At 67.4% G+C, this 21,877-nt stretch carries 24 protein-coding genes; 14 read left to right on the plus strand and 10 right to left on the minus strand.

Going from position 1 to position 21,877, the window contains the following annotated elements; genetic code table 11:
* Window positions 1-74 precede the first annotated feature (74 nt).
* Window positions 75-470: a DUF4307 domain-containing protein gene (locus OSC27_RS06160; RefSeq protein ID WP_267180578.1), complete on the minus strand. Its 396-nt coding sequence runs from the start codon at window positions 468-470 to the stop codon at window positions 75-77.
* A gap of 186 nt (window positions 471-656) precedes the next feature.
* Between OSC27_RS06160 and mca the strand changes: the two genes are divergently transcribed.
* Window positions 657-1,508, plus strand: a complete 852-nt coding sequence (gene mca / locus OSC27_RS06165; RefSeq protein WP_267181146.1) for a mycothiol conjugate amidase Mca — start codon at window positions 657-659, stop codon at window positions 1,506-1,508.
* A complete protein-coding gene (locus OSC27_RS06170; protein ID WP_267180579.1) occupies window positions 1,505-1,753 on the plus strand; it encodes a hypothetical protein in 249 nt (82 codons plus the stop codon). Before mca ends, OSC27_RS06170 begins: the two co-directional genes overlap by 4 nt.
* 42 nt (window positions 1,754-1,795) lie before the next feature.
* On the opposite strand, the gene trhA is transcribed toward OSC27_RS06170, so the two are convergent.
* Window positions 1,796-2,551, minus strand: coding sequence for a PAQR family membrane homeostasis protein TrhA (gene trhA / locus OSC27_RS06175; protein WP_267180580.1), 756 nt, complete (start codon window positions 2,549-2,551; stop codon window positions 1,796-1,798).
* 94 nt (window positions 2,552-2,645) lie between these two features.
* On the opposite strand from trhA, the gene OSC27_RS06180 reads away from it, so the two are divergent.
* The 4 genes from OSC27_RS06180 to OSC27_RS06195 all read left to right on the plus strand — a co-directional run bounded on the left by OSC27_RS06180 (window position 2,646) and on the right by OSC27_RS06195 (window position 6,934).
* Window positions 2,646-3,431 carry an isoprenyl transferase gene (locus OSC27_RS06180; protein ID WP_267180581.1) on the plus strand — a complete coding sequence of 262 codons (786 nt, stop codon included), beginning with the start codon at window positions 2,646-2,648 and terminating at the stop codon, window positions 3,429-3,431.
* Between the two features lie 22 nt (window positions 3,432-3,453).
* On the plus strand, window positions 3,454-4,569 hold the full coding sequence (locus tag OSC27_RS06185; protein ID WP_267180582.1) for an aminotransferase class V-fold PLP-dependent enzyme: 1,116 nt from the start codon (window positions 3,454-3,456) through the stop codon (window positions 4,567-4,569).
* A 268-nt stretch (window positions 4,570-4,837) separates the two neighbouring features.
* Window positions 4,838-6,136, plus strand: a complete 1,299-nt coding sequence (locus OSC27_RS06190; protein ID WP_267181147.1) for a PhoH family protein — start codon at window positions 4,838-4,840, stop codon at window positions 6,134-6,136.
* Window positions 6,137-6,373: 237 nt separating this feature from the next.
* Window positions 6,374-6,934, plus strand: coding sequence for a prepilin peptidase (locus OSC27_RS06195; protein WP_267180583.1), 561 nt, complete (start codon window positions 6,374-6,376; stop codon window positions 6,932-6,934).
* A gap of 80 nt (window positions 6,935-7,014) precedes the next feature.
* Here the strand turns inward: OSC27_RS06195 and OSC27_RS06200 are convergent, their stop codons facing one another.
* From OSC27_RS06200 to xseA, 5 genes are read right to left on the minus strand one after another with little or no spacing between them, the layout of a single operon-like run.
* Window positions 7,015-8,421, minus strand: coding sequence for a class II fumarate hydratase (locus OSC27_RS06200; protein ID WP_267180584.1), 1,407 nt, complete (start codon window positions 8,419-8,421; stop codon window positions 7,015-7,017).
* A 54-nt stretch (window positions 8,422-8,475) separates the two neighbouring features.
* Complete coding sequence (locus OSC27_RS06205; RefSeq protein WP_267180585.1) at window positions 8,476-9,135, minus strand: carbonic anhydrase; 660 nt, start codon at window positions 9,133-9,135, stop codon at window positions 8,476-8,478.
* Between the two features lie 3 nt (window positions 9,136-9,138).
* Window positions 9,139-9,801: a DUF4245 domain-containing protein gene (locus tag OSC27_RS06210; protein WP_267180586.1), complete on the minus strand. Its 663-nt coding sequence runs from the start codon at window positions 9,799-9,801 to the stop codon at window positions 9,139-9,141.
* A 13-nt stretch (window positions 9,802-9,814) separates the two neighbouring features.
* On the minus strand, window positions 9,815-10,063 hold the full coding sequence (locus OSC27_RS06215; RefSeq protein ID WP_267180587.1) for an exodeoxyribonuclease VII small subunit: 249 nt from the start codon (window positions 10,061-10,063) through the stop codon (window positions 9,815-9,817).
* A gap of 29 nt (window positions 10,064-10,092) precedes the next feature.
* Window positions 10,093-11,316 carry an exodeoxyribonuclease VII large subunit gene (gene xseA / locus OSC27_RS06220; RefSeq protein ID WP_267180588.1) on the minus strand — a complete coding sequence of 408 codons (1,224 nt, stop codon included), beginning with the start codon at window positions 11,314-11,316 and terminating at the stop codon, window positions 10,093-10,095.
* Between the two features lie 49 nt (window positions 11,317-11,365).
* Here xseA and OSC27_RS06225 point away from each other — a divergent pair, with 49 nt between their 5' ends.
* Both OSC27_RS06225 and OSC27_RS06230 read left to right on the plus strand, forming a co-directional pair.
* Window positions 11,366-12,484 (plus strand): 4-hydroxy-3-methylbut-2-enyl diphosphate reductase, encoded by a 1,119-nt coding sequence (locus tag OSC27_RS06225; RefSeq protein ID WP_267180589.1) that lies wholly within the window; start codon window positions 11,366-11,368, stop codon window positions 12,482-12,484.
* Window positions 12,481-13,053, plus strand: coding sequence for a DUF6264 family protein (locus tag OSC27_RS06230; protein WP_267180590.1), 573 nt, complete (start codon window positions 12,481-12,483; stop codon window positions 13,051-13,053). The genes OSC27_RS06225 and OSC27_RS06230 overlap by 4 nt, the downstream gene beginning before the upstream one ends.
* Window positions 13,054-13,120: 67 nt before the next feature.
* Here OSC27_RS06230 and fbaA read toward each other — a convergent pair whose 3' ends face one another.
* On the minus strand, window positions 13,121-14,149 hold the full coding sequence (gene fbaA / locus OSC27_RS06235) for a class II fructose-bisphosphate aldolase (RefSeq protein ID WP_267180591.1): 1,029 nt from the start codon (window positions 14,147-14,149) through the stop codon (window positions 13,121-13,123).
* Between the two features lie 106 nt (window positions 14,150-14,255).
* On the opposite strand from fbaA, the gene glpX (OSC27_RS06240) reads away from it, so the two are divergent.
* Window positions 14,256-15,209 carry a class II fructose-bisphosphatase gene (gene glpX, locus OSC27_RS06240; protein WP_267180592.1) on the plus strand — a complete coding sequence of 318 codons (954 nt, stop codon included), beginning with the start codon at window positions 14,256-14,258 and terminating at the stop codon, window positions 15,207-15,209.
* A gap of 209 nt (window positions 15,210-15,418) precedes the next feature.
* Window positions 15,419-16,351 carry a class II fructose-bisphosphatase gene (gene glpX / locus OSC27_RS06245; protein ID WP_267181148.1) on the plus strand — a complete coding sequence of 311 codons (933 nt, stop codon included), beginning with the start codon at window positions 15,419-15,421 and terminating at the stop codon, window positions 16,349-16,351.
* Window positions 16,352-16,363: 12 nt separating this feature from the next.
* Here the strand turns inward: glpX (OSC27_RS06245) and rmuC are convergent, their stop codons facing one another.
* Window positions 16,364-17,767: a DNA recombination protein RmuC gene (rmuC, locus tag OSC27_RS06250; protein ID WP_267180593.1), complete on the minus strand. Its 1,404-nt coding sequence runs from the start codon at window positions 17,765-17,767 to the stop codon at window positions 16,364-16,366.
* A 130-nt stretch (window positions 17,768-17,897) separates the two neighbouring features.
* Complete coding sequence (locus OSC27_RS06255) at window positions 17,898-18,491, minus strand: exonuclease domain-containing protein (protein WP_267180594.1); 594 nt, start codon at window positions 18,489-18,491, stop codon at window positions 17,898-17,900.
* Between the two features lie 83 nt (window positions 18,492-18,574).
* Between OSC27_RS06255 and ychF the strand changes: the two genes are divergently transcribed.
* The 4 genes from ychF (at window position 18,575) to OSC27_RS06275 (ending at window position 21,812) form a co-directional block, all read left to right on the plus strand.
* A complete protein-coding gene (gene ychF / locus OSC27_RS06260) occupies window positions 18,575-19,651 on the plus strand; it encodes a redox-regulated ATPase YchF (protein WP_267180595.1) in 1,077 nt (358 codons plus the stop codon).
* Between the two features lie 177 nt (window positions 19,652-19,828).
* Complete coding sequence (locus OSC27_RS06265; RefSeq protein ID WP_267180596.1) at window positions 19,829-20,965, plus strand: toll/interleukin-1 receptor domain-containing protein; 1,137 nt, start codon at window positions 19,829-19,831, stop codon at window positions 20,963-20,965.
* 276 nt (window positions 20,966-21,241) lie between these two features.
* Window positions 21,242-21,523, plus strand: a complete 282-nt coding sequence (locus OSC27_RS06270; protein WP_267180597.1) for a type II toxin-antitoxin system RelE/ParE family toxin — start codon at window positions 21,242-21,244, stop codon at window positions 21,521-21,523.
* Complete coding sequence (locus tag OSC27_RS06275; protein ID WP_267180598.1) at window positions 21,510-21,812, plus strand: HigA family addiction module antitoxin; 303 nt, start codon at window positions 21,510-21,512, stop codon at window positions 21,810-21,812. Before OSC27_RS06270 ends, OSC27_RS06275 begins: the two co-directional genes overlap by 14 nt.
* Window positions 21,813-21,877 lie beyond the last annotated feature (65 nt).

The raw sequence follows: 21,877 nt of genomic DNA on the forward strand, positions 1-21,877 counted from the left end.
CGGGTGCTGGCGCGCGACGAAAGTGGCAATAAAGTAGACGCCCCGACGTGTCCGTCAGGGCGTATCGGACAAGCTTAAGCCAGCCAGCACCGGTTAATCAATCCCGTGGTCGCCTGCTGCGTGGTACGCACGACCTCGGTGTGGTTCGTCAGGTGACCGGATGCCGCGGGGTACGACACGATCTTCCAGCCCACCACCGCGAACTGTTCGTTCATGGCCTCGACGGCGCAGTTCACGGCCGTGCCGGCATCGACGTTCACGGTGAATCGCACAGTGACAGCGTGCTCGCCATCGATCGTGTGGCCGATGTCCTGCGTCTCGATGGTGCTGGCCGGGCTGCCGAGCCCCACCCAGATGACCCAGGCGGCGAAGACGGCGACGAAGGCGATCGCCACGCCCACCATCCACCAGCGGTCGCGCCTCGCCTTTCCGCGGGTGCGGCCGTAGCGGGCCGAGAGTTCATCGGTCACGACCACAGGGCCACCAGCACAGTCAGACTCCGTCTCGCGAGCACGTGATGAATGCGTTGCTCTCGTTCGATTAGGCTTGCACTACCAAGGATACGAGCAGTTCCTGTGTGCTTCGACGCGCTCCGCGGTGTGGCGCTCCGTGGTGCTGGTGAGGGAGATGGTGGTCGGCCGGTGACGCAGCGACTGATGGCGGTGCACGCGCATCCCGATGACGAATCGAGCAAGGGCGCGGCGACGTATGCCTACTACCGCAGCCGTGGCGCCGAGGTCATGGTCGTCACGTGCACGGGCGGTGAGCGCGGCGACGTGCTGAACGAGGGCCTCGCCGAGCGGGCGATGGCCGAACGCGACCTGCCCGGGCTGCGGCGGCGCGAGATGGCGGCAGCGCAGGCGGTCATGGGAATCGAGCAGCGCTGGCTCGGCTACATGGATTCAGGGATGCCGCGCGACGACGGCACGGTTCCCGCCGGCTCGTTCGCCGCGATTCCCGTGGAGATCTCGGCGGAGCCGCTCGTGCGGCTCGTGCGCTCGTTCCGGCCGCACGTGATGGTGACGTATGACGAGAATGGCGGCTACCCGCACCCGGACCATATCCGCTCGCACGTCGTGGGCGTCGAGGCCTATCGTGCCGCCGCGGACCCCGAGCGATATCCGGAGCAGGGGCCCGCGTGGCAGGTGTCGAAGCTCTATTACGACCAGATCCTCAACCCGAAGCGCATGCTCAGCGTCTATGAGGCGCTCAAGCGGGCGGAGCCCGAGTCGTCGCTGCTCTCCCGCCTCGAGGAGATGAAGGGCTGGATGGCAGAGCGGCCGTTCCTCGGCACCTCTCAGGTGCCCGTCGGCGACCACCTCGACGCACGCGATGCCGCGCTGCGCTCGCACGCCAGCCAGGTGGCGCCTGACAGCCCGTTCTTCTTCTGGCCCAATCGCGTGCAGCGCGAGGCCTGGCCGTATGAGGACTACCAGCTCATCGATTCGAAGGTGGAGACGAGAATGCCAGAGACCGACCTGTTCGCAGGGATCGAGGCCGACGCATGATCGCCGCTCTCGCTACCGCCGTGCTGCCCAGGATCGCGACGGAGCCGCCCAAGTACGACCCCGACGCGGTCACGCCGGGCGTCTGGGGGTTCGTCGCGATCTTCGTGATCGCCGTGGTCGTGGTTCTGCTGGTGTTCGACATGGTGCGGCGCATCCGTCGTGTGCGCTACCGCGACGAGATTCGTCAGAAGCTCGACGCCGAGCAAACCGGCGACGAGCCAGGCTCACAGGGCCCCGGGCGCTGACGGCGCCGAAAGCAGGAGATCCGCGCCGTGGTGCTTTAGCCATCACGCGTGGTAGGCGGGGTGCAGCGAGATGATGAGCGCCGCCGCCCAGTGGCACAGGAACGCCAGCACGGTGAGCGCGTGGAAGATCTCGTGGAACCCGAAGACGCCGGGCAGAGGGTTGGGCTTCTTGACTCCGTAGATGACGGCGCCGACCGTGTACAGCAGTCCGCCGACGACGACGAGCACCATCATCGCGACGCTCGCGGCGAGCAGGTCACCCATGTACATGACGGCCGCCCATCCGAGCGCCAGGTAGATGACGAGGTAGAGCCAGCGTGGCGCCGTGATCCAGAAGACGCGGAAGGCGATGCCGGCGAGTGCGCCCGCCCACACGATGGCGAGCAGCAGGAAACCCTTCTCGCCGGGCAGGGCGAGCACCGCAAGCGGCGTGTACGTGCCGGCGATGAGCAGCAGGATGTTCGCGTGGTCGATGCGCTTGAGAATGACCTTGGTGCGCGGCTTCCAGTCGAAGCGGTGGTAGAGCGCCGAGTTGCCGAACAGCAGCATGGAGGTCAGCGTGAAGACGGCCGCCGCCCACTTCGCCGGCGCGCCGTGCGCGAGGGCGACGAGCACGATGCCGGCGGCGATGGCCACGGGGAAGGTGCCGGCGTGGATCCAGCCGCGCCACGTCGGCCGCACCTCGGGTGCGGGCGCATCCGTCGCCTCAATCAGCGGAAGGTGCACGAGCTCGGGTTCGACGCGCCCGGGGTCTGGTGTCGGTGTCGTGCCGGAACCCGGGTTGCGTCTGGCGCTCATTGACTCAGGATAGGCGAGGCGCGATGCCAGCGCACTGGGAACGTCATCGGCGCCCGCGCGACGCGCCGACGGTGGGCGCGCTAACGTAACCACTGTGAACACGAGCCGTACATCGCTGGGGCGAGGACTGCTCTACGGCCTGTATCAGAAGCGCCTGCGCCGCGGTCTGACACCGGATGCGCTGCCCGCTCACGTGGCCATGATCATCGACGGCAACCGGCGTTGGGCGCGCCAGGCCGGCCTCGGCAGCGCCGCCCACGGGCACCGGGCGGGCGCCGCGAAGATGCGCGAGTTCCTCGAGTGGTGCGACGACCTGGGCATCGCGGTTGTCACGCTCTACCTGCTCTCCTCAGACAACCTCGTGAACCGCGAGAGCGACGAGCTCGCCGACCTCATCGAGATCATCGCCGAGCTCGCCGACGACCTGTCACGGTACCGGGACTGGCGTGTGCAGCACGTAGGCTCGACGGCCGGACTGCCCGAGCCGCTCATCGCCGCACTGGCGGCGGCGGAGGCGCGCACCGCGACGAAGAACGGCCTGCACGTGAACCTTGCGGTCGGCTACGGTGGCAGAAAAGAGATCACGGATGCGATGCGCAGCATCGTCGCGGCCCACCGCGCACGCGGGGGCAGCCTCGACACGCTGGCCGACCTGCTGACGCCCGACCTCATCGGCAAGCACCTCTACACGCGCGGCCAGGCCGACCCGGATCTCGTGATCCGCACCTCGGGGGAGCAGCGGTTGAGCGATTTCATGCTTTGGCAGAGCGCGCACAGCGAGTTCTACTTCGTCGAGGCGCTTGGGCCCGACCTGCGCGAGGTCGACTTCCTGCGCGCTATGCGCGACTACACCAGACGGCAGCGCCGCTTCGGCGGCTGAGACCACCGCGAAGGATCACCCCGTGACGACGATCGACGACTTCACCGCAGGCTTCCTCGAAGAGCCCGGCTACCTCGACTACGCCCGTGTCGGGCCGCTCTCGGCCGCCGCGCTCGCTGAGCTGACAGGCAGTGCCGGCATCCTCAGCCGGGCCCGCTTCGGCAGCCTCGAGCCGCTGCTTGACGAGGATGCCCGTCTGCGTGAGGCGGTCGCCGAGGTCACCGGGTTCCCGGCCGAGCAGGTGGTGTTCCAGCCGAACACGAGCACGGGCCTCATGCAGGTCATGTTCGCCCTCACAGGCGGCGTGCTGCTCTCGCGCGACGAGTTTCCGAGCCTCACGTTCGCCGCAGTGCGTGCGGAGCAGGCGCTGCACGCCGCGACACCCGTCTGGCTCGAGACCGACCACGGCCGCGTCACGCCCGGGCAGATCCGCGAGCAGATCACGGCCACGACGGCGGCGGTCGCCGTGAGCCTCGTCGACTACCGCACCGGCTATCTCGCCGACCTCGAGGGCATCAGGCAGGTGATCGGCGACCGGCTGCTGATCGTCGACGCGATCCAGGGCATGGGGGTGGCGGATGCGCCATACGAGGTCGCAGACGTCGTCGTCTCGGGCGGTCAGAAGTGGCTGCGCGCCGGGTGGGGCACGGGGTTCCTGGCGCTCAGCGACAGCGCCCTCGAGCGGCTCACACCCGTGATGAGCGGCCACGCGGGGGCCGCCGAGGTCGATCCGTGGGGCACGGTGGGGGAGCCGGCGGACGGCTCGCGGGCCTTCAGCGTGAGCAACCCCGACTTCGTGGCGGAGGCACGGCTCGCCGCCGCGCTCGAGGAGGTCTCGGCCCTCGGCGTTGGCGCCATCCGCTCGGCTGTGAGCGAGGGAGTCGAGAAGGTCATCGCGCTCGCTGATGAGTTCGCCGTTCCGGTCGCCTCGTCGCGCGTCCAGGCCGAACGCGCCGGCATTGTCGTGCTGCAGCCCGCGGCCGACGAGCTCACCGTTCTCACCGCCTCGTTCTTCAACCACGGCGTGACGGTCACGACCCGCGGCGGCGGCATCAGACTGAGCGTGCACGCCGCGACCAGCGAAGAGACGCTCAACATGGTGCGCCAGGCGCTGGTGTCGTTCGGCACCGCCCGGTAACGGACGCCGCACGCACTGCAGTACCCCCATTCGAGTTCGCACGATTGCACGTTGCGCGTGTCGCGACTCTGGCGGCGCACCGCATCGTAGGGTCGAAGCATCGGGCATGGCGCCCGGTCGAGACGGCCACATAAGTTCGTTTCGCGTCGCATGATGGCCGCCTTGCCAAGTGGATCCGGAGCGTGAAAACGCACCGGGGGTGGGAGTCATCGTGGCCGCATCATCGACCAGGCAGCAGACGCGCGCAGCGGATGCCGCACCCGCGCACGTGGTGCAGAACGAGCGCACATACGTTCTCGACACATCCGTGCTGCTGTCTGACCCGCACGCGCTGTTCCGGTTCGCCGAGCACGCGGTGGTGATTCCCGTCGTCGTCATCACCGAACTCGAGGGCAAGCGAAACGACCCCGAGATCGGCTACTTCGCGAGGCAGGCCCTGCGCATTCTCGATGACCTGCGCGTGGAGCACGAACGCCTCGACTTCCCTGTGCCGGTGGGCGACGGCGGCTCGCTTCGCGTGGAACTGAACCACTCGAACATGGCGGTGCTGCCGAGCGGTCTGCAGCTGGGTGACAACGACTCGCGCATCCTGGCGGTGGCGCAGAACCTGGCGAACGACGGGCTCGCCGTCACGGTTGTCTCGAAGGATCTGCCGCTGCGGGTGAAGGCGTCATCGATCGGGCTCGCGGCCGAGGAGTACCGGGCGGAGCTCGCGGTCGACTCCGGCTGGACGGGCATGGCCGAGATCACGCTCGGCAGCGACCAGATGGCGCGCCTGTACGACACCGAAGAGATGCGGTCGTCGCTCGTGGCCTCCCTGCCCGTGAATACGGGGCTGGTGATCCATTCGGATCGCGGCTCCGCCCTCGGGCGCGTGAGCGGTGAGGGCCACCTGCGGCTCGTGCGCGGAGACCGCGACGTCTTCGGTCTGCACGGGCGCTCGGCGGAGCAGCGGCTGGCGATCGACATGCTGCTCGACCCGGAGGTCGGGATCCTCTCGCTCGGTGGCCGCGCGGGCACGGGCAAGTCGGCGCTCGCGCTGTGTGCCGGCCTCGAGGCAGTGCTCGAGCGACAGCAGCACAAGAAGATCATGGTGTTCCGTCCCCTGTATGCGGTGGGAGGCCAGGAGCTCGGCTACCTGCCGGGCGATCAGGGCGAGAAGATGAACCCGTGGGGACAGGCCGTGTTCGACACGCTCGGCGCGGTCGTGTCGCAGAACGTGGTGGACGAGGTGCTCGAGCGCGGCATTCTCGAGGTGCTGCCGCTCACGCACATCCGCGGTCGCTCGCTGCACGACGCGTTCGTGATCGTGGACGAGGCGCAGTCGCTTGAGCGCAACGTTCTGCTGACCGTGCTCAGCCGCGTCGGGCAGAACTCGCGCGTGGTTCTCACGCACGACGTGGCGCAGCGGGACAACCTGCGGGTGGGTCGGCACGACGGAGTCGCCTCGGTTATCGAGACGCTGAAGGGACATCCGCTCTTCGGGCACATCACGCTCACCCGCTCGGAGCGCTCGGCGATCGCGGCCCTCGTCACCGAGCTCCTCGAGTCGAACGAGCTCGCGTAGGCCAGTTGAGAAGGCCGCGAAGCGGCCGTCTCGATACCCACCCCCACGTCTCGCAGCCGCGCATTTCGCCGAGCGTGGGTGTTCACGACGAGCGTGGGTGGCCGACATGTGTGTTTCGTCGCGAACACCCACTCTCGGCGGTTGACGGTGGGTGCGAGATACCCGACCGCGGCTGCTGGCGAACACTCCTGTGGAAAACGCGGGCGGGGTGGGGTGCGTCCTCGCTAGCATTCCCGGGTGACCTCCCTCGCCGAGCCGCCGCAGAGCCTCCTCGCGCGCGCTGCGTGGCAGGTGCCGGTCGCTCTGGCGCTCGCGGCGTTGGCCGTCGTCGTCGTGGGCTGGCGCCCGGCTCTCGTGCTGCCGCTCTACCTCGCTTCGGTCACGCCCGAGCTCTGCCGCGACGACATCGCGAACCACCGTCTTCCCAACGCGCTTGTCGTGCCCGGTTACGCCGTTGCAGCGCTCGGGCTCGCCTGGCAATGGCTGGCAGACGGTACGCTCCCGTGGCTCGCGGTCGGCGCGGGCGCGGCATCCTTCGCCTTCCTCCTGCTGATGAACCTGGCCGGCGGAATGGGCATGGGCGATGTCAAGCTCGCCGGCCTGCTTGGCCTTGCGCTCGGCGCGCTCGGTGCGATTCCGGCTCTTGCCGGGCTCGTGATCGGCTTCATGGCAGGCGGCGCTGCCGGCCTCGTCGCGCTGGTGTTGCCGGGAGAGCGGATGCTGCGCCGCATCCCGTTCGGACCGTACCTCTTACTCGGCTTCTGGGCGGCGCTGACCGCGTCGCCCACGCTCGCCTGACTCAGCGGGGCGAAGCGGGCAAAGCGGGCAAAGCGGGCAAAGCGGGCGAAGCCCGCCAGAGTTTCGCCCGCGCCGCCGCTCTACGCCTGCGGTGGCCTCGTCATCGAGAGCACGTCGAGCGCCGCGTCCAGCTGCTCGAGGGTGATCTCGCCGCGCTCGACGAAGCCGAGGTCGATCACGGCCTGCCGGACCGTCACGCTCTCGGCGACGGCGTGCTTGGCGATCTTCGCGGCAGCCTCGTAGCCGATGACCTTGTTCAGCGGCGTCACGATCGACGGCGACGACTCGGCGAGCGCGCGCGCCCGCTCCACGTTGGCCTCGAGCCCGGCGACCGTCTTGTCGGCGAGCGCACGCGACGCGTTCGACAGCAGGCGGATCGACTCGAGCAGCGCCGTGCCCATGACCGGAACCGCTACGTTGAGCTCGAATGCACCGGATGCGCCGCTGAACGCGATGGTCGCGTCGTTGCCGATGACCCGCGATGCCACCATGAGGGTCGCTTCGGGGATGACCGGGTTGACCTTGCCCGGCATGATGGACGAGCCCGGCTGCAGATCGGGAATGTGCAGCTCGCCGAGTCCCGTGTTGGGGCCCGAGCCCATCCAGCGCAGGTCGTTGCAGATCTTCGTGAGGCTCACCGCGATGACACGCAGGGCGCCGGATGCCTCCACCAGCGCATCCCTGTTGGCCTGCGCTTCGAAGTGGTTGCGCGCCTCGGTGATCGGCAGCTCGGTCTCCTCCTGCAGCAGCTGGATCACCAGCTGCGGGAACCCGGCAGGCGTGTTGATGCCCGTGCCGACGGCCGTGCCACCGAGCGGCACCTCGGCCACCCGGTGCAGCGACGACTGCACGCGCTCGATGCCCAGGCGAATCTGCGCCGCGTAGCCGCCGAACTCCTGGCCGAGCGTGACGGGCGTGGCATCCATGAGGTGCGTGCGGCCCGACTTGACGACGGTGGCCCAGGCGTCGGCCTTCTCCTCGAGCGCCACCGCGAGGTGGTCGAGTGCCGGTACGAGGTCGTCGATGAGCGCGCCGGTGACCGCGATATGCACGGATGTCGGGAACACATCGTTCGAAGACTGCGACGCGTTCACGTGGTCGTTCGGGTGAACGGGTGCGCCGAGCCGGCGGGAGGCGAGCGCGGCGAGCACTTCGTTCATATTCATGTTCGACGACGTGCCGCTGCCCGTCTGGTAGACGTCGACAGGGAACTCCCCGTCGTGCACTCCCGAGATGACCTCGTCAGCGCTTGCCGCGATGGCGTCGGCGATCGCCGAATCCAGCACGCCGAGGCGGGCGTTCGCGATCGCTGCCGACTTCTTGATGCGCGCGAGCGCGGCGATCTGCGCAGACTCGAGCCGTGAGCCCGAGATAGGGAAGTTCTCGACGGCTCGCTGCGTCTGCGCGCCGTACAGGGCACGCGCGGGCACGCGCACCTCGCCCATGGTGTCGTGCTCGATGCGGTATTCGCTGTTGGCCGTGTCCACTGCGGTGTGATCCTTAGGTCTGAGGTGCCGATTGTGTCTGTTCGAGGCCCGGTACTAACCGAGATCGAGGTCGAGCCCGACCGCGATGTGCGGCGCGACGCGACCCTCCACCAGCTGGTAGTTCGCCCCGACGATAGCCAATTTACCCTCTGCAACGGCCTCGCTGATCATCTCGGAATCGCGCAGCAGGGCGCCGATCGTGTTGCGAAGATGCTCGCGGCCGACTGCTCCGGCATCCACCGCCTCGGGGTCGAGTGTCGCGCCATCCTCGATGCCGGCGATGCTGCGCACGGCGGGTGCGATGGGGGCGATCAGGTCGGCGATGTGCGGTGGCAGAGCCTGCGCATCCGCTGCCTGAGAGTCGATGGCGGCGCGCACGGCGCCGCAGCGGTCGTGGCCGAGCACGAGCAGCAGGGGCACCTGCAGAATGCCGACGGCGTACTCGATCGAGCCGATGGCGGAGTCCGATGCGATCTGGCCCGCGTTGCGAATGACGAACGCGTCGCCCAGACCCAGGTCGAAGATCATCTCGGCGGCAAGACGCGAGTCGCTGCAGCCGAAGATTCCGGCGATGGGGTACTGCCGGTACGCGAGCTCCTCACGACGGTCGGCATCCTGTCGCGGATGCCGCGGCTCGCCCGCGATGAACCGCTCGTTTCCGCGCTGCAGCTCTGCCCAGGCCTCTGCCGGTGTCAGTGTGGTGGGGGTGCTCATGAGTCAGGTGTCTCCACTCTTCTTGGCCGCAAGGATCTGTTGCGCGATGGCGCCTGCGGCTGCGCCGATCTGCTTGGGGTGCGCGGTGCCGAACACCACGTACGTGCTGTGACCGGCCGACGCGACGAGGGCGTACTCGGCGTTGCCGACATCCGCGTCACTCTGCCGGTTGTCGTAGACCTTCCAGCGAACACCGCCGATCACGCTCGTCTGCGTCGAACGCGCCCGGTACACCTGGTCGGAGAGCCAGCTCGCGTTTGCGTCGAATCCCTGCGTGATGCCGACGTACTGCTGATCGGGGCTGAGCAGGCCGATGTACCACGAGTCGACGCCGTCGGCCGTCTTGGTGCGCAGCTCGGCCGAATTGCAATGCCACGCCTTGGAGAGGTCGGGGGTGACGAGCGGGTCGGGCTCGGTTCCCTGCCCCTCGGCGGCGATGGCGGCGTAATCGACGTTCGGCATTGTCGGCGCATCGGCTCGCGGAACCATCAGCACGATGACGATCACGGCAGCGAGGGTCGCCAACAGCGAGAGTACGAGATTGTTCACAGTCTGCCTGGTGCGGTGATTCTGTGAGTCCCGCGCCTTGCGGGCTGCGGTCTCCTCCGGCGTCTCGGGACGCCCCAGCTCCGCCACGACCGCGGGCGGCCTTTCGTCTTTGCTCATGCTGCGTCGACGCTCATTCGCCGTCGGCCACGGCAGAGCCCGCGCTGGCAGACTCGGCGGCCGCCGTGCGAGCCGCATCCAGCCGGGCCTTCGCCCCGATGAGCCACTCCTCGCAGCGGCGGGCGAGAGCCTCGCCCCGCTCCCACAGGCTCAGCGATTCCTCGAGCGTCGATGAGCCCTGTTCGAGCGCGGCGACCACGCGGATCAACTCGTCCCGCGCCTCCTCGTAGCTGAGGGTCGAGGGGTCGAGATCGGCTGCCATGGCTTCCATTCTATTCGTCGGGAGGGTGGTCATCGGCCCGCGTTACGCGGCCCGCTGGAGACGGCACCGACCGCGCCGGATGCGAGAGTCACGAGCAATTCGGTGCCCTCGGGCGCTTGCGTCTCCTCACGGATCACGTGCCCGTCACTGCCCTGCACGATGGCGTACCCACGGTCGAGGGTGCCCTGAGGAGAGAGAGCGCGAAGCTGCCCACGCAGCTCCGCGGTGCGGGTGCTCGCCCGCTCGATCACGCGCGCCACGAGTTCGGCACCGCGGTCAAGGTAGCGGCCGAGTTCCTCGGCGCGAGAATCGACGATCCATTCCGCGCTCGCCAGCACCGGCCTCGTTCGCAGCTGCTCCACGCGATCGCCCTCGCCGGCCAGCAGCGCACTCAGGCGGAGCCCGATTCGGGTACGTGCCTGCTGCACGCGCAGCAGCTCCTCGGCGACGTCGGGAACGACGCGTTTGGCGGCGTCTGTCGGCGTCGACGCGCGCAGATCGGCGACGTCGTCGAGCAGGGGCCGATCCGCCTCATGCCCGATCGCGCTCACGATCGGCGTGACGCACGCGGCCGCGGTCCGCACGAGCTTCTCGTCGCTGAAGCCCAACAGATTCTGAAAGTCGCCGCCGCCGCGCGCGACGATGATGACGTCGACCTCGGTATCAGCGTCGAGCGTTCTCAGCGCCGCCGTCACATCGGCGACGACCCGGTCGCCCTGCACCGCCGTGTGCACAGTGCGGAACCGCACGGCCGGCCACCGCAACTGCGCGTTGCGCTTGACGTCCTTCTCGGCATCCGAGTCTTTGCCGGTGATGAGGCCGATGCACTGCGGGAGGAACGGCAGCGGCTTCTTGCGCTCCAACGCGAAGAGGCCCTCGGATGCGAGCTGGGTGCGCAGCCGTTCCAGACGCTCCAGCAGGTCGCCGAGACCCACATGCCGCATCTCGAACACCTGCATGGTGAGGGTGCCGCCCTTGACCCAATAGTTGGGCTTCACGAGCGCCACGACGCGGTCGCCCTGCTTGAGGTCGGCGGGGATGCGCGACCGCACCGACGACCAGATGGTGAAGGAGACGGTGGCGTCGGCCTCAAGATCTTTCAGCTTGCCGTAGACGTTCCCGCCCGATGCGCCCCACTGCGTGATCTCGCCCTCGACCCACGCTGTTCCGAGCCGGTCGATGTAGCCCTTGATCTTCGCGGAAAGCAGGCCCACTGGCCACGGTGCGTCGACGGTGGGCGGGGCATCCGTCATGTGGTTCTCCTCCCACCGTGGGCGCAGCCTGCCCACCTAAACTGGTGGGGTGAGCGACGCGACGATCAGTCTGCCGACGCCCCGCATTCCGGGGTCGAGCGGCCGGCTACAGGATACCCCGGTCCCCGGACACAAGCGGGTGCTGCTCGCGGCGCCAAGAGGCTACTGTGCGGGCGTGGATCGCGCCGTGATCGCGGTGGAGAAGGCGCTCGAGCGCTACGGATCGCCGGTGTATGTGCGCAAACAGATTGTGCATAACGTGCACGTGGTCTCCACTCTGGAGAGGCAGGGTGCGATCTTCGTCGACGAGGTCGACGAGGTGCCGCCGGGTGCCCACATCGTCTTCAGCGCACACGGTGTCTCGCCCGCCGTCGTGAATGCCGCCGAGGAGCGTGGCCTGAGGGCCATCGACGCCACCTGCCCGCTCGTCACGAAGGTGCACCGTGAGGCGGTGCGGTTCGCGCGCGGCGACTACGAGATTCTGCTCATCGGTCACGCCGGTCACGAAGAGGTGGAGGGCACGGCGGGGGAGGCTCCCGACAACGTCACGCTGGTGAACAGCCCGGATGACGTGGCGAACATCACCGTGAAGAACCCCGACAAGGTCGTGTGGCTCTCGCAGACGACCCTCTCTGTCGACGAAACCATGGAGACCGTGCGGCGCCTGCGCGAACGCTTCCCCAACCTCGAAGACCCGCCAAGCGACGACATCTGCTACGCCACACAGAACCGGCAGGTCGCCATCAAGAAGGTCGCCGAAGAGGCCGACGTCGTCATCGTTGTCGGCTCGGCGAATTCGTCGAACTCCGTGCGCTTGGTCGAGGTCGCGCTCGAGGCCGGCGCGAAGGCCGCCTACCGCGTCGACTACGCGAGCGAGGTGCAGCAGGAGTGGCTCGACGGGGCCGCGACTATCGGGGTGACCAGCGGCGCATCCGTGCCAGAGGTGCTCGTACGCGAGCTGCTGCAGGATCTGGCCGACGCCGGCTACGCCGACGTGCAGCCGGTGACGACCGCCGAGGAGGACCTCATGTTCTCGCTGCCGCGCGAGCTGCGCCGCGACGCGACCGGCCAGCAAGACGAGCGTGCGCTCGGCGGCCGCGTGGCTGGCGGCGCCGCAGCTGGCGGCGCCGCAGCTAGCGGCCCGGCCCCGAGCCGAGGGCTTTCGTGAGCGACGACCACCGCCACCCTGGCCCGGCCGGCGACGAACGCCCCCGGCCGCAATACGGCGAGTACGCGACGCCAGACGAGCAACGAGCGCACACGCGGATGCCGCCGCCGCTCGAGGCGCCGGCTCCCAGCCCGGCGCCCGTCTCCGACGGCACGCGGCCGCAGGACGCCCCGGCCGCGCCCGCGGCCGGGCATCCGCGAAGCTGGGATCGCGTGCTGACCCTCGCGCTCCTCGCGCTCGGCCTGTTCAACGTTCTCAGCTCGATGTCGGCCTATCTGCATATGGACTCGGCGCTGAGCGCCGCCTTCGCGCAACTCGGCGTGGGCGACTTCGGCGCGGCCGACATCGCTGCACCGGCGGGTGTCGCGCTTGCCGTGATCCAGCCGCTCCTCTGGCTGATCACCGCGGCGCTTGCCGTCACATCGCTGCGGCGAGGGCGAATCAGCTTCTGGATCCCGCTGGTCGGCGGGGTCGTCGCCTACATTGTGCTGGTCGTCGTGCTGGTCGTCGTGGTGCTGAACGATCCCGCATTCGTGAGCTTCGTGCAGACGAGCAGCGCCCGGTTGTAGCCCGCGAAAAAGGGCCGCCGCAGTCTCCTGCGATGCGGCCCTTCTCGAGAAGCGGATGCGCGCGGTGCTACTTGCCGGACTGGCCCGCCGAACCCAGTTGCTGTGCCGCCTCGACGACTCGAGCCGCCATGGCGGTCTCGGCGACCTTGCCCCAGGCGCGCGGGTCGTACTGCTTCTTGTTGCCCACCTCGCCGTCGATCTTGAGCACGCCGTCGTAGTTGTCGAACATGTAGCCGGCGATCGAGCGGGTGAACGCGTACTGCGTGTCGGTGTCGACGTTCATCTTGACGACGCCGTTGGAGACGGCCTCGGCGATCTCTGCGGAGGTCGAACCGGAACCGCCGTGGAACACGAGGTCGAGCGGCTTCGGGCCGTGGCCGAACTTCTCGGCGATGCCGGCCTGGATCTCACCAAGCAGCTCTGGGCGCAGCTTCACGTTGCCCGGCTTGTAGACGCCGTGCACGTTGCCGAAGGTGAGGGCGGCGATGTAACGGCCGTTCTCGCCCAGACCGAGCGCCTCGACGGCCTTGGTCACGTCGCCGACGGTCGTGTAGAGGGCGTCGTTCGTTCCCTCGTGCTTGACGCCGTCCTCCTCGCCGCCGACGACGCCGATCTCGACCTCGAGAATCGCGTGGATGGCCTGTGTGCGCTTGAGCATCTGCTGCGCGATCTCAAGGTTCTCATCGAGGGGGACCGCCGAGCCGTCCCACATGTGGGACTGGAAGATCGGGTTGCGGCCGGCCTTCACCTCTTCCTCGCTTGCGGCGATGAGGGGAAGCACGAAATCGTCGAGCGCGGGCTTCGGGCAGTGGTCGGTGTGCAGGGCGACCGTGACGGGGTAGTTCTTGGCGACCTCGGTAGCGAACTTCGCGAAGGCGATGGCGCCGGCCGCGCGGGCCTTGACGGTGTGGCCGGCGAAGTAGTCGGCGCCGCCCGTGGTGACCTGGATGATGCCATCGCTGCCCGCCTCGGTGAGACCCTGCAGCACGGAGTTGATCGTCTGAGACGACGAGACGTTGAACGCGGGATAGGCGAAGCCCTTGCTCTTGGCCTTGTCGAGCATCTCGGCGTACTGCTCTGGGGTTGCGACAGGCATGGGGGAACTCCTCGATCTGATTGTGATGGTTCGTCGGCAAGTCTAGCCAGCATCGACTTCCGCACGTCGCGCCTCTTTCGAACCGGCGACCCGGCACAATGGAGCCGTGCAGACACTCGAATTCGACGACGCCCTGACCGACTCGATCCTCGCGACGACCGAGGCCGCTGCCATCGCGGCGAGCCGGGTCGTGGGGCGTGGCGATGCGCGCGCAGTCGATGGGGCCGCAGTGCGGGCAATGCGCACCACGTTCGACCTTGTGGCCATCGACGCCGTCGTGGTGGTCGGCGAGGGGGAGAAGGATCAGGCACCCATGCTGTTCGCCGGCGAGAGGCTGGGCAACGGCCGCGGCCCGGCGCTCGATATCGCCGTGGACCCCATCGATGGCACGAGACTCGCGGCTGAGAATCTGCCCGACTCGATTTCGGTGCTTGCCGCCTCGCCGCGCGGCTCGCTTTTCGATCCCGGTCCCGTCTTCTATATGGAGAAAATGGTGGCGGCGGTGCCTGACGCCGGTCTTGACCTGCGCCTGCCGATGGCGGAGAACCTGGATCTGCTCGCGGCGGCGCTCGGCAAGGCGCGGTCAGAACTGTGCGTCGTCATTCAGGAGCGGCCGCGCAACGCCCTGTATTTCGATGCCGCTCGCGAAGCGGGTGCCATGGTGATCCCGTTCGGCGACGGGGATGTGGTTCCAGCCATTCGCGCCGCCTATTCGGAGGGCGAACCTGACCTGATGATCGGCATCGGCGGCGCTCCCGAGGGCGTGCTGACCGCCAGCGCGGTTCGCAGCCTGCGCGGCCACATGCAGGCACGCCTCGCGCCTCAGACACAGCAGGAGTCGGACCGAGCGAAGATGGCGGGCCTCGACGTCGATCGTGTGTTGAGCCTGGACGATCTCGCGTCGGCCGACGGTTACCTGTTCCTGACGGCCGTCACGGACGGCGCCTTCCTGCGCGGCGTGATCACCGAAGCGGATGCGCGCACCACCGAGTCGCTCGTCGTCGAGCCGAGCGGCGAGATGCGTCGCGTGACCCACCGGCACCCGCGCAACTCGGCCTGAGCAGTCGCGGCCGCGCGCCGCGAGCCGGCGAGGCGGGCGACCGAATCCGCTGCCGGGCAGCCGCGGTGGCGACCCCGGTACACTGAGTGCGGAAGCCTGCGGTGCCCGCGGCATCCTGTTCACCGATGTTGCTGGACCGACGGGAGGACCCCCGCGTGACCCTCACTGACACCGCTTCACACTTTCTACACCCCGACCGCAACCTGGCCATGGAGCTCGTGCGCGCGACGGAGGCTGCCGCCATCCGGTCGGCCCCGTGGATCGGGCACGGCGATAAGAATGCCGCCGACGGGGCCGCCGTCGACGCGATGCGGGCGTTCCTCGGCACGGTCAACTTCGATGGCGTCATCATCATCGGCGAGGGGGAGAAGGACCACGCGCCGATGCTCTTCAACGGTGAGCACGTGGGCAACGGGCGCGGGCCGTCATGCGACATCGCGGTGGACCCCATCGATGGCACGTCGCTGACAGCTGCGGGGCGGCAGAATGCGCTCTCGGTCATCGCCGTCTCGGATCGGGGCAGCATGTACGACCCGTCTGCCGTGTTCTACATGAACAAGATCGTGTGCGGGCCGGAGGGCGTCGGCGTCGTCGACATTCGCAAGCCGATCGCCGAGAACATCCACGCGCTGGCCAGGGCGAAGAAGAAGGATGTCGGCGACATGCGCATCGCGATCCTCGACCGGCCGCGCCACGAGAGGCTGATCGAGGAGGTGCATGCGGTGGGGGCGGGCACTCGCCTGCTGCTCGATGGGGATGTCGCGGGGGGCATCAATGCGGCTCGATACGAGTCGTACATCGACATGTGCGTGGGCGTTGGGGGAACTCCTGAGGGCATCATCACGGCGTGCGCGGTGAAGGCGCTCGGTGGGCTCATCCAGGGGCAGCTGCTGCCGAAGGACGACGAGGAGCGGCAGCGGGCGATCGATGCCGGCCATGATCTCGACCGTGTGCTCGAGGCGAACGACCTGGTGAGCGGCGACAACACGTACTTCGTTGCCACGGGTGTGACGAACGGCGAGTTGGTGCGCGGTGTGCAGCGCAAGGGGCCGATCATCCGCACCGAGTCGGTGGTGCTGCGCTCGAAGTCGGGCACGGTGCGCCGCGTGGAGGCTGACCACCTCGCCGAGAAGTGGCTCTAGCGTCGCGCTCCTTTATCCCTGGGCGCTGGCCGCTTCGTCTTCGGGGCCCGTGGGCAGCTGCAGCAGCATGCCGTGCTCGCTCGACGGCTCGAGCTCGGCCGCCGTCAGCTTTCGGGGCGCGTCGACGATGGCCGCCGACTCGGGCAGGATCTTGTTCTCATTGATGCCGGGGAACTGGCGTGCGGTGACGAGCACGCGGGATTCGAGCGAGTTGGCGAACTTGTTGTAGCTGTCGACGGTGCGCTGGATGGCCTTGCGCAGCCCCTCGGCGTGGTCGCTGAGCGTGCCGAGCCGCTGGTAGAGCGTGGTGCCGAGGTCGAAGAGCTTGCGCGCCTCGTCGGTCACGGCCTGCTGCTGCCAGGTGTACGCGATGGTCTTCAGCACGGCCCAGAGGTTCACGGGCGACGCGAGGGCGACCTGCTTGTTGAAGGAGTAGTCGAGCAGCGCTGGGTCGGCCTCGAGGGCGGAGGAGAGCAGTGACTCGCTCGGCACGAAGGCGACGACGAACTCGGGGCTCGCGTCGAGCCCCTGCCAGTACGCCTTCTTCGAGAGAGCGTCGATGTGGCCGCGCACGGCCTTGACATGCTTCTCCATGAGCTGCTTGCGCCTGGCGGCCTCTTCACCCGTCGCGGTGAAGGGAATCTGGCTCGCTTCAAGGTAACTCTCCAACGGCACCTTGGAGTCGACGGCGATGGATTTGCCGCCGGGGAGACGGATGACCATGTCGGGTCGGCCGGCCCCGGCATCCGAAGAAATGCTGTGCTGCAGGTCGAAGTCGACGTACTGCGTGAGGCCGGCGACCTCGACCAGGCGCCGCAACTGCGTCTCGCCCCACACCCCGCGCACGCTGTTGGACCGCAGCGCGCTCGCGAGCGACTCGGTCGTGCTGCGCAGTTGCTCGTCTGAGAGCTGCGCCTGCTTCAGCTGTTCAGAGAGCGAGCCGTACTGCTGGCTGCGTTGCGTCTCGAGCTCGGCGACCTTGGTCTGCATGCTCTGCAGGGATTCCTTGACCGGAGCCAGCGCCTGCAGCACCTTGCTCTCGGCGCGCTCGCGCTCCTGCCGCGCCTCGTTCTCGGCTCGCTCACGCTGCTGCCGTGCCTCGTTCTCCGTGCGTGTGCGCTCCACGAACTCGCTGTACTGCTGCTGTTGCTGGCCCACCTGCTGCTTGAGTGCGTCGGCCGTGGCGAGCACCCGCTGCAGTTCGGCGTTCAGATCGGCGCGCAGTGCCGCCTCTTCTGCCCGAACCTGTGCCAGCGCGACGTCGTGCCTGGCCTCGATCACGGCGGGGTCGAGCGCAACCTGCCCGGAGGCAGCAGCCCGCGAGGCTGCGTACCGGCGAGAGAGAACGAGGGCGGTCACGAGGGAGCCGATGAGGCCGCCGCAGACGAGACCGATGATGAGGAGCAGTGCATCCATGGTTCAAGTGTCTCAGCGGCCACCGACACTGGCCCGAGGCCGCGCGGTGCGGGCGCGGAACGGGCGGCGCGGTGCGGGCGCGGAACGGGCGGCGCGGTGCGGGCCCGGAACGGGCGGCCTGCGCGCGAGGTTATCTGACGGGTTCGGCAACCCGAGGCGAACCGAGGCGACCGAGCCGCACGCGCGCAGCCTCGGCAAGAGAGGCCACGGTTTCGGCGCCGTGGCGCCGCGCCGCGTGCATCACGATCGCCGCGCACGCCTCAGAATCCGCGAGTGCGTCGTGATGCTTGAAATCTTCGAAGCCGGCCGCCATCGCGGCGACAGGCAGGCGGTACGACTCGAGCTGGTAAGTCTTGCGGGCAACCTGCAGGCTGCACAGGTAGTCGAAGCCGGGGCAGTCGAGGCCGGTCGCGGCGCACGCTCCTCTGATCACTCCCATGTCGAAACTCGCGTTGTGCGCCACGAGAGCGTCACCGTCGGCGAAGGCGATGAGGTCGGGCAGCTGGGCCGACCAGGTGAGGGCGCCGACCACATCCTGAGCCCTGATGCCATGGATGCGCGTGTTCCACTCGACGAATTCGTCGTGCCCGGCGGGCGGCCTGATGAACCAGCTCGCCCGATCGACGACGACCCCCGACCGCACCTTCACCAGCCCAACAGAACAGGCGGACGCGCTGCTGGAGTTCGCGGTCTCGAAGTCGATGGCGGTGAAGTCCAGTGGCACGACTTCATGCTCTCACGTTCGACCGACAGCGCCAGCCTCGCGGCCGGGCGTGCCGCCGAGTGCCGCCGATAGACTTGGTGCCCGTGGCTCTCACTATCGCGATCGTCGGCCTGCCCAATGTGGGCAAGTCCACGCTCTTCAACGCCTTGACCAAGAACACCGTGCTCGCAGCGAATTACCCGTTCGCCACGATCGAGCCGAACGTGGGCGTGGTGAACCTTCCCGACGAGCGGCTGAAGACCCTCGCCGATCTGTTCTCGAGCGAGCGCATCGTCTCCGCGCCCGTGTCGTTCGTCGACATCGCCGGCATCGTCAAGGGCGCGAGCGAGGGGGAGGGCCTCGGCAACAAGTTCCTGGCGAACATCCGCGAGGCCGACGCGATCGCGCAGGTGATCCGCGGGTTCAGTGACGCAGACGTCGTGCATGTCGATGGCGCCGTGAACCCGGCATCCGATATGGAGACGATCAACACCGAGCTCATTCTCGCCGACCTGCAGACACTCGAGAAGGCTGCCGAGCGCTACGAGAAAGAGGTCAAGACGCGTCGCACCGAGCCGATCGTGCTCGAGACCGCACGCGCGGCGATCGCGTGGCTCAACGACGGCAAACCGCTCTCAAGCGACACGAAGCTCGACCTGGAACCCATCCGCGAGCTCGGTCTGCTGACCGCCAAACCGTTCATCTACGTCTTCAACGTCGACGAGGCCGTGCTCACCGACGACGCGCGCCGCGCCGAGCTCGCCGCCCTCGTCGCCCCTGCCCAGGCCGTCTTCCTCGACGCGAAACTCGAGTCTGAACTCATCGACCTTGACGAAGCGGATGCTGCCGAGCTGCTCGCATCGACAGGGCAGACCTCCAGCGGGCTCGACCAGCTGGCGCGCGTCGGCTTCGACACGCTCGGGCTGCAGACCTACCTGACGGCGGGGCCGAAGGAGTCGCGCGCCTGGACGATTCACAAGGGGTGGACGGCGCCGCAGGCGGCGGGCGTGATCCACACCGACTTCCAGAAGGGCTTCATCAAGGCCGAGGTGATCTCGTTCGACGACCTCATCGAGCTGGGCTCGGTGCACGAGGCGCGTGCGCACGGCAAGGCCCGCATGGAGGGCAAGGACTACGTGATGCAGGACGGCGACGTGGTCGAGTTCCGGTTCTCAAACTGATTCTGGTCCGGTCGTTCTTGGTTCGATACCAGGTACACAAGCCAACGGAGGAAGCCCGGAAACACTGAGTAAAACCAGTGATCCGGGATTCTGTCGTCGGAGCGGCAGAACGCCGATCCCCTCGGAAGCCCTAGCGCTTGATTCGGGATGTCAGTTGTCTCGGCCATTATGGATCTCATGACGGCTATCGACGGATTCTGGTCCTATGTGCACGCGGATGACGACGCCGAGTCCGGCAGGATGGCGCAGTTGGCGCGTGATGTCGTCGCGCAATTTGAGATGTTGACAGGCGAATCAATAAGTCTGTTTCTTGACCGGGATCGACTGCAGTGGGGCGATGACTGGAGACCCAAGGTCGACGCCAGTCTGTCTTCAATCGCCTTCTTTGTTCCGGTCATAACGCCGAGGTACTTCATGAGCGAGGAGTGTCGACGTGAGCTGAATTACTTTGCTCGCCAGGCACAGCGGCTGGGTATCGAGGAGCTTGTTCTCCCGGTGCTCTGGATCGACGTGCCAGGACTGCATGAGGACGAACCGACAGACGAGCTTCTGGCGCTGGTCAAGCGATTCCAGTGGTCGGATTGGACAACGCTGAGGTTCTCCGATCTGGGTAGTGGTGAGTACCGGAAGGCGGTAGCGGAACTTGCCGCGCGGCTCGTTCAGGCGAACAGCGCTGCGGAAGCCGCTGCCAAGACGTTGGACATTGACAAGGTTGAAGCGGAACCGGACGACGATGATCTCGGCGCCCTCGACAAGCTTGGCGTGATGGAGGAGTCGCTGCCGCAGATGACCGCGATTCTCAATCAGGTAGGCGGGGTCATCGAAGAGATTGGCCTCGCGATGCAGGGCGCGACCGGTGAGATCGAAGCGAACACCAACCCAAGTGCTGCTCTTGGAACGCGACTTCGTATCGCTCGCAAGTTGGCGGGTGAACTTGCCACTCCCGCTACTTCTATTCGGAGTCTGGGGAATGACTTCTCGTCGTCGCTTAATGACGTGGATGAAGGCGTTCGCATCATCATTGCTCGTGCTCCCGAAGAAGTGCGGGATAATCCTCAGTCACGGACCGAGTTTGAGGGGTTCTTCGACGCCATCCGAGGCATGGTGGCCCAGTCCGAGGTTGGACTGGGGGCAGTTGCGAACATGATTGCGCAACTTGAGCCGATTGAGAAAATGTCCCGAGACCTACGCCAACCATTGCGGACCCTGCGTGAAGGGCTGACCTTGTTCGTGGATGGTCTGACGGTGATGAGAGGATGGGTCTCTCTCATCGACGCCGCGGAACCGTTGCCCAGTGCTGACGCTGCAAGCTAGCCGCCTATCTAGTCGACGGAGCGACCCTCTTGCTAAGGACGGCTGCGAGGCGGCCCATGTCGTCGGTGTCGTCGTCGCTGACTAGGTGCAAGGTACTGAAGGTGCATGGTGCTGAAGTCGGCGCGGCCCGTTACTTGGTGACGCGCTGGGCGGGGCCTTCCCGTGGCACCCGCGCTCGTATGCGAGCGGGGGCTAATACCTATGTGTGACGTTATTCGGTGGAGTTCCGCTTTAACGTCTAGCGTTATTGACGCAGCTCGTTATACACTGGACCCTGTGATCGGATCGTTCGGGCACAAAGACACCGAACGTCTGTGGCGTCGTGACCGTGTGCCATCGATCGATCCTCGGATCCATTCGACCGCTCTTCGGAAGCTGCGTCAGGTGGGATCTGCGGAGGTGCTGGATGATCTCCGACTCCCGCCCGGAAATCGGCTCGAGGCGCTGAAAGGTGATCGAGTCGGGCACTACAGCATCAGAATCAATGACCAGTGGCGGAGCTGCTTCGTGTGGACCGATGCTGGGCCAGAGGAGGTGGAGATCGTTGACTATCACTGACAGGATTCCCCCGATTCACCCGGGCGAGGTTCTCATGGAGGACTTCATCAAGGGCTTCGAGATCACGCAGAACAAGCTCGCTGTCGCCATAGGCGTGCCGCCGCGGCGGATCAACGAGATCGTGCACGGCAAGCGGGGGATCACGGCCGATACGGCACTTCGTCTCGAGCGTTACTTCGGCGTCTCGGCGCAGTTTTGGCTCAACTTGCAGACGCGCTACGAGTTGGATCTGGCGGAGGATCGTGTCGCCGAGCAAATCGCGGCGATCACTCCGTTGCGGGCTGCGTAACGTGTGCTGCATCAGCAGATAGTGTCGGGCGTTGCGGAGCTGAAGGCGCTTATCGAGCAGAGATG

The organism is Microbacterium sp. STN6 (assembly GCF_026410545.1).
Taxonomy (GTDB): domain Bacteria; phylum Actinomycetota; class Actinomycetes; order Actinomycetales; family Microbacteriaceae; genus Root112D2.

Excerpts from the sequence above, each read along its gene's own strand:
- mca (WP_267181146.1), top strand. The coding sequence starts at position 657 with ATGGCGGTGCACGCGCATCCCGATGACGAATCGAGCAAGGGCGCGGCG.
- OSC27_RS06170 (WP_267180579.1), top strand. The coding sequence starts at position 1,505 with ATGATCGCCGCTCTCGCTACCGCCGTGCTGCCCAGGATCGCGACGGAG.
- trhA (WP_267180580.1), bottom strand. The coding sequence starts at position 2,551 with ATGAGCGCCAGACGCAACCCGGGTTCCGGCACGACACCGACACCAGAC.
- OSC27_RS06205 (WP_267180585.1), bottom strand. The coding sequence starts at position 9,135 with ATGAGCACCCCCACCACACTGACACCGGCAGAGGCCTGGGCAGAGCTG.
- OSC27_RS06210 (WP_267180586.1), bottom strand. The coding sequence starts at position 9,801 with ATGAGCAAAGACGAAAGGCCGCCCGCGGTCGTGGCGGAGCTGGGGCGT.
- OSC27_RS06215 (WP_267180587.1), bottom strand. The coding sequence starts at position 10,063 with ATGGCAGCCGATCTCGACCCCTCGACCCTCAGCTACGAGGAGGCGCGG.
- xseA (WP_267180588.1), bottom strand. The coding sequence starts at position 11,316 with ATGACGGATGCCCCGCCCACCGTCGACGCACCGTGGCCAGTGGGCCTG.
- fbaA (WP_267180591.1), bottom strand. The coding sequence starts at position 14,149 with ATGCCTGTCGCAACCCCAGAGCAGTACGCCGAGATGCTCGACAAGGCC.
- glpX (WP_267181148.1), top strand. The coding sequence starts at position 15,419 with ATGGAGCTCGTGCGCGCGACGGAGGCTGCCGCCATCCGGTCGGCCCCG.
- rmuC (WP_267180593.1), bottom strand. The coding sequence starts at position 17,767 with ATGGATGCACTGCTCCTCATCATCGGTCTCGTCTGCGGCGGCCTCATC.
- OSC27_RS06265 (WP_267180596.1), top strand. The coding sequence starts at position 19,829 with ATGACGGCTATCGACGGATTCTGGTCCTATGTGCACGCGGATGACGAC.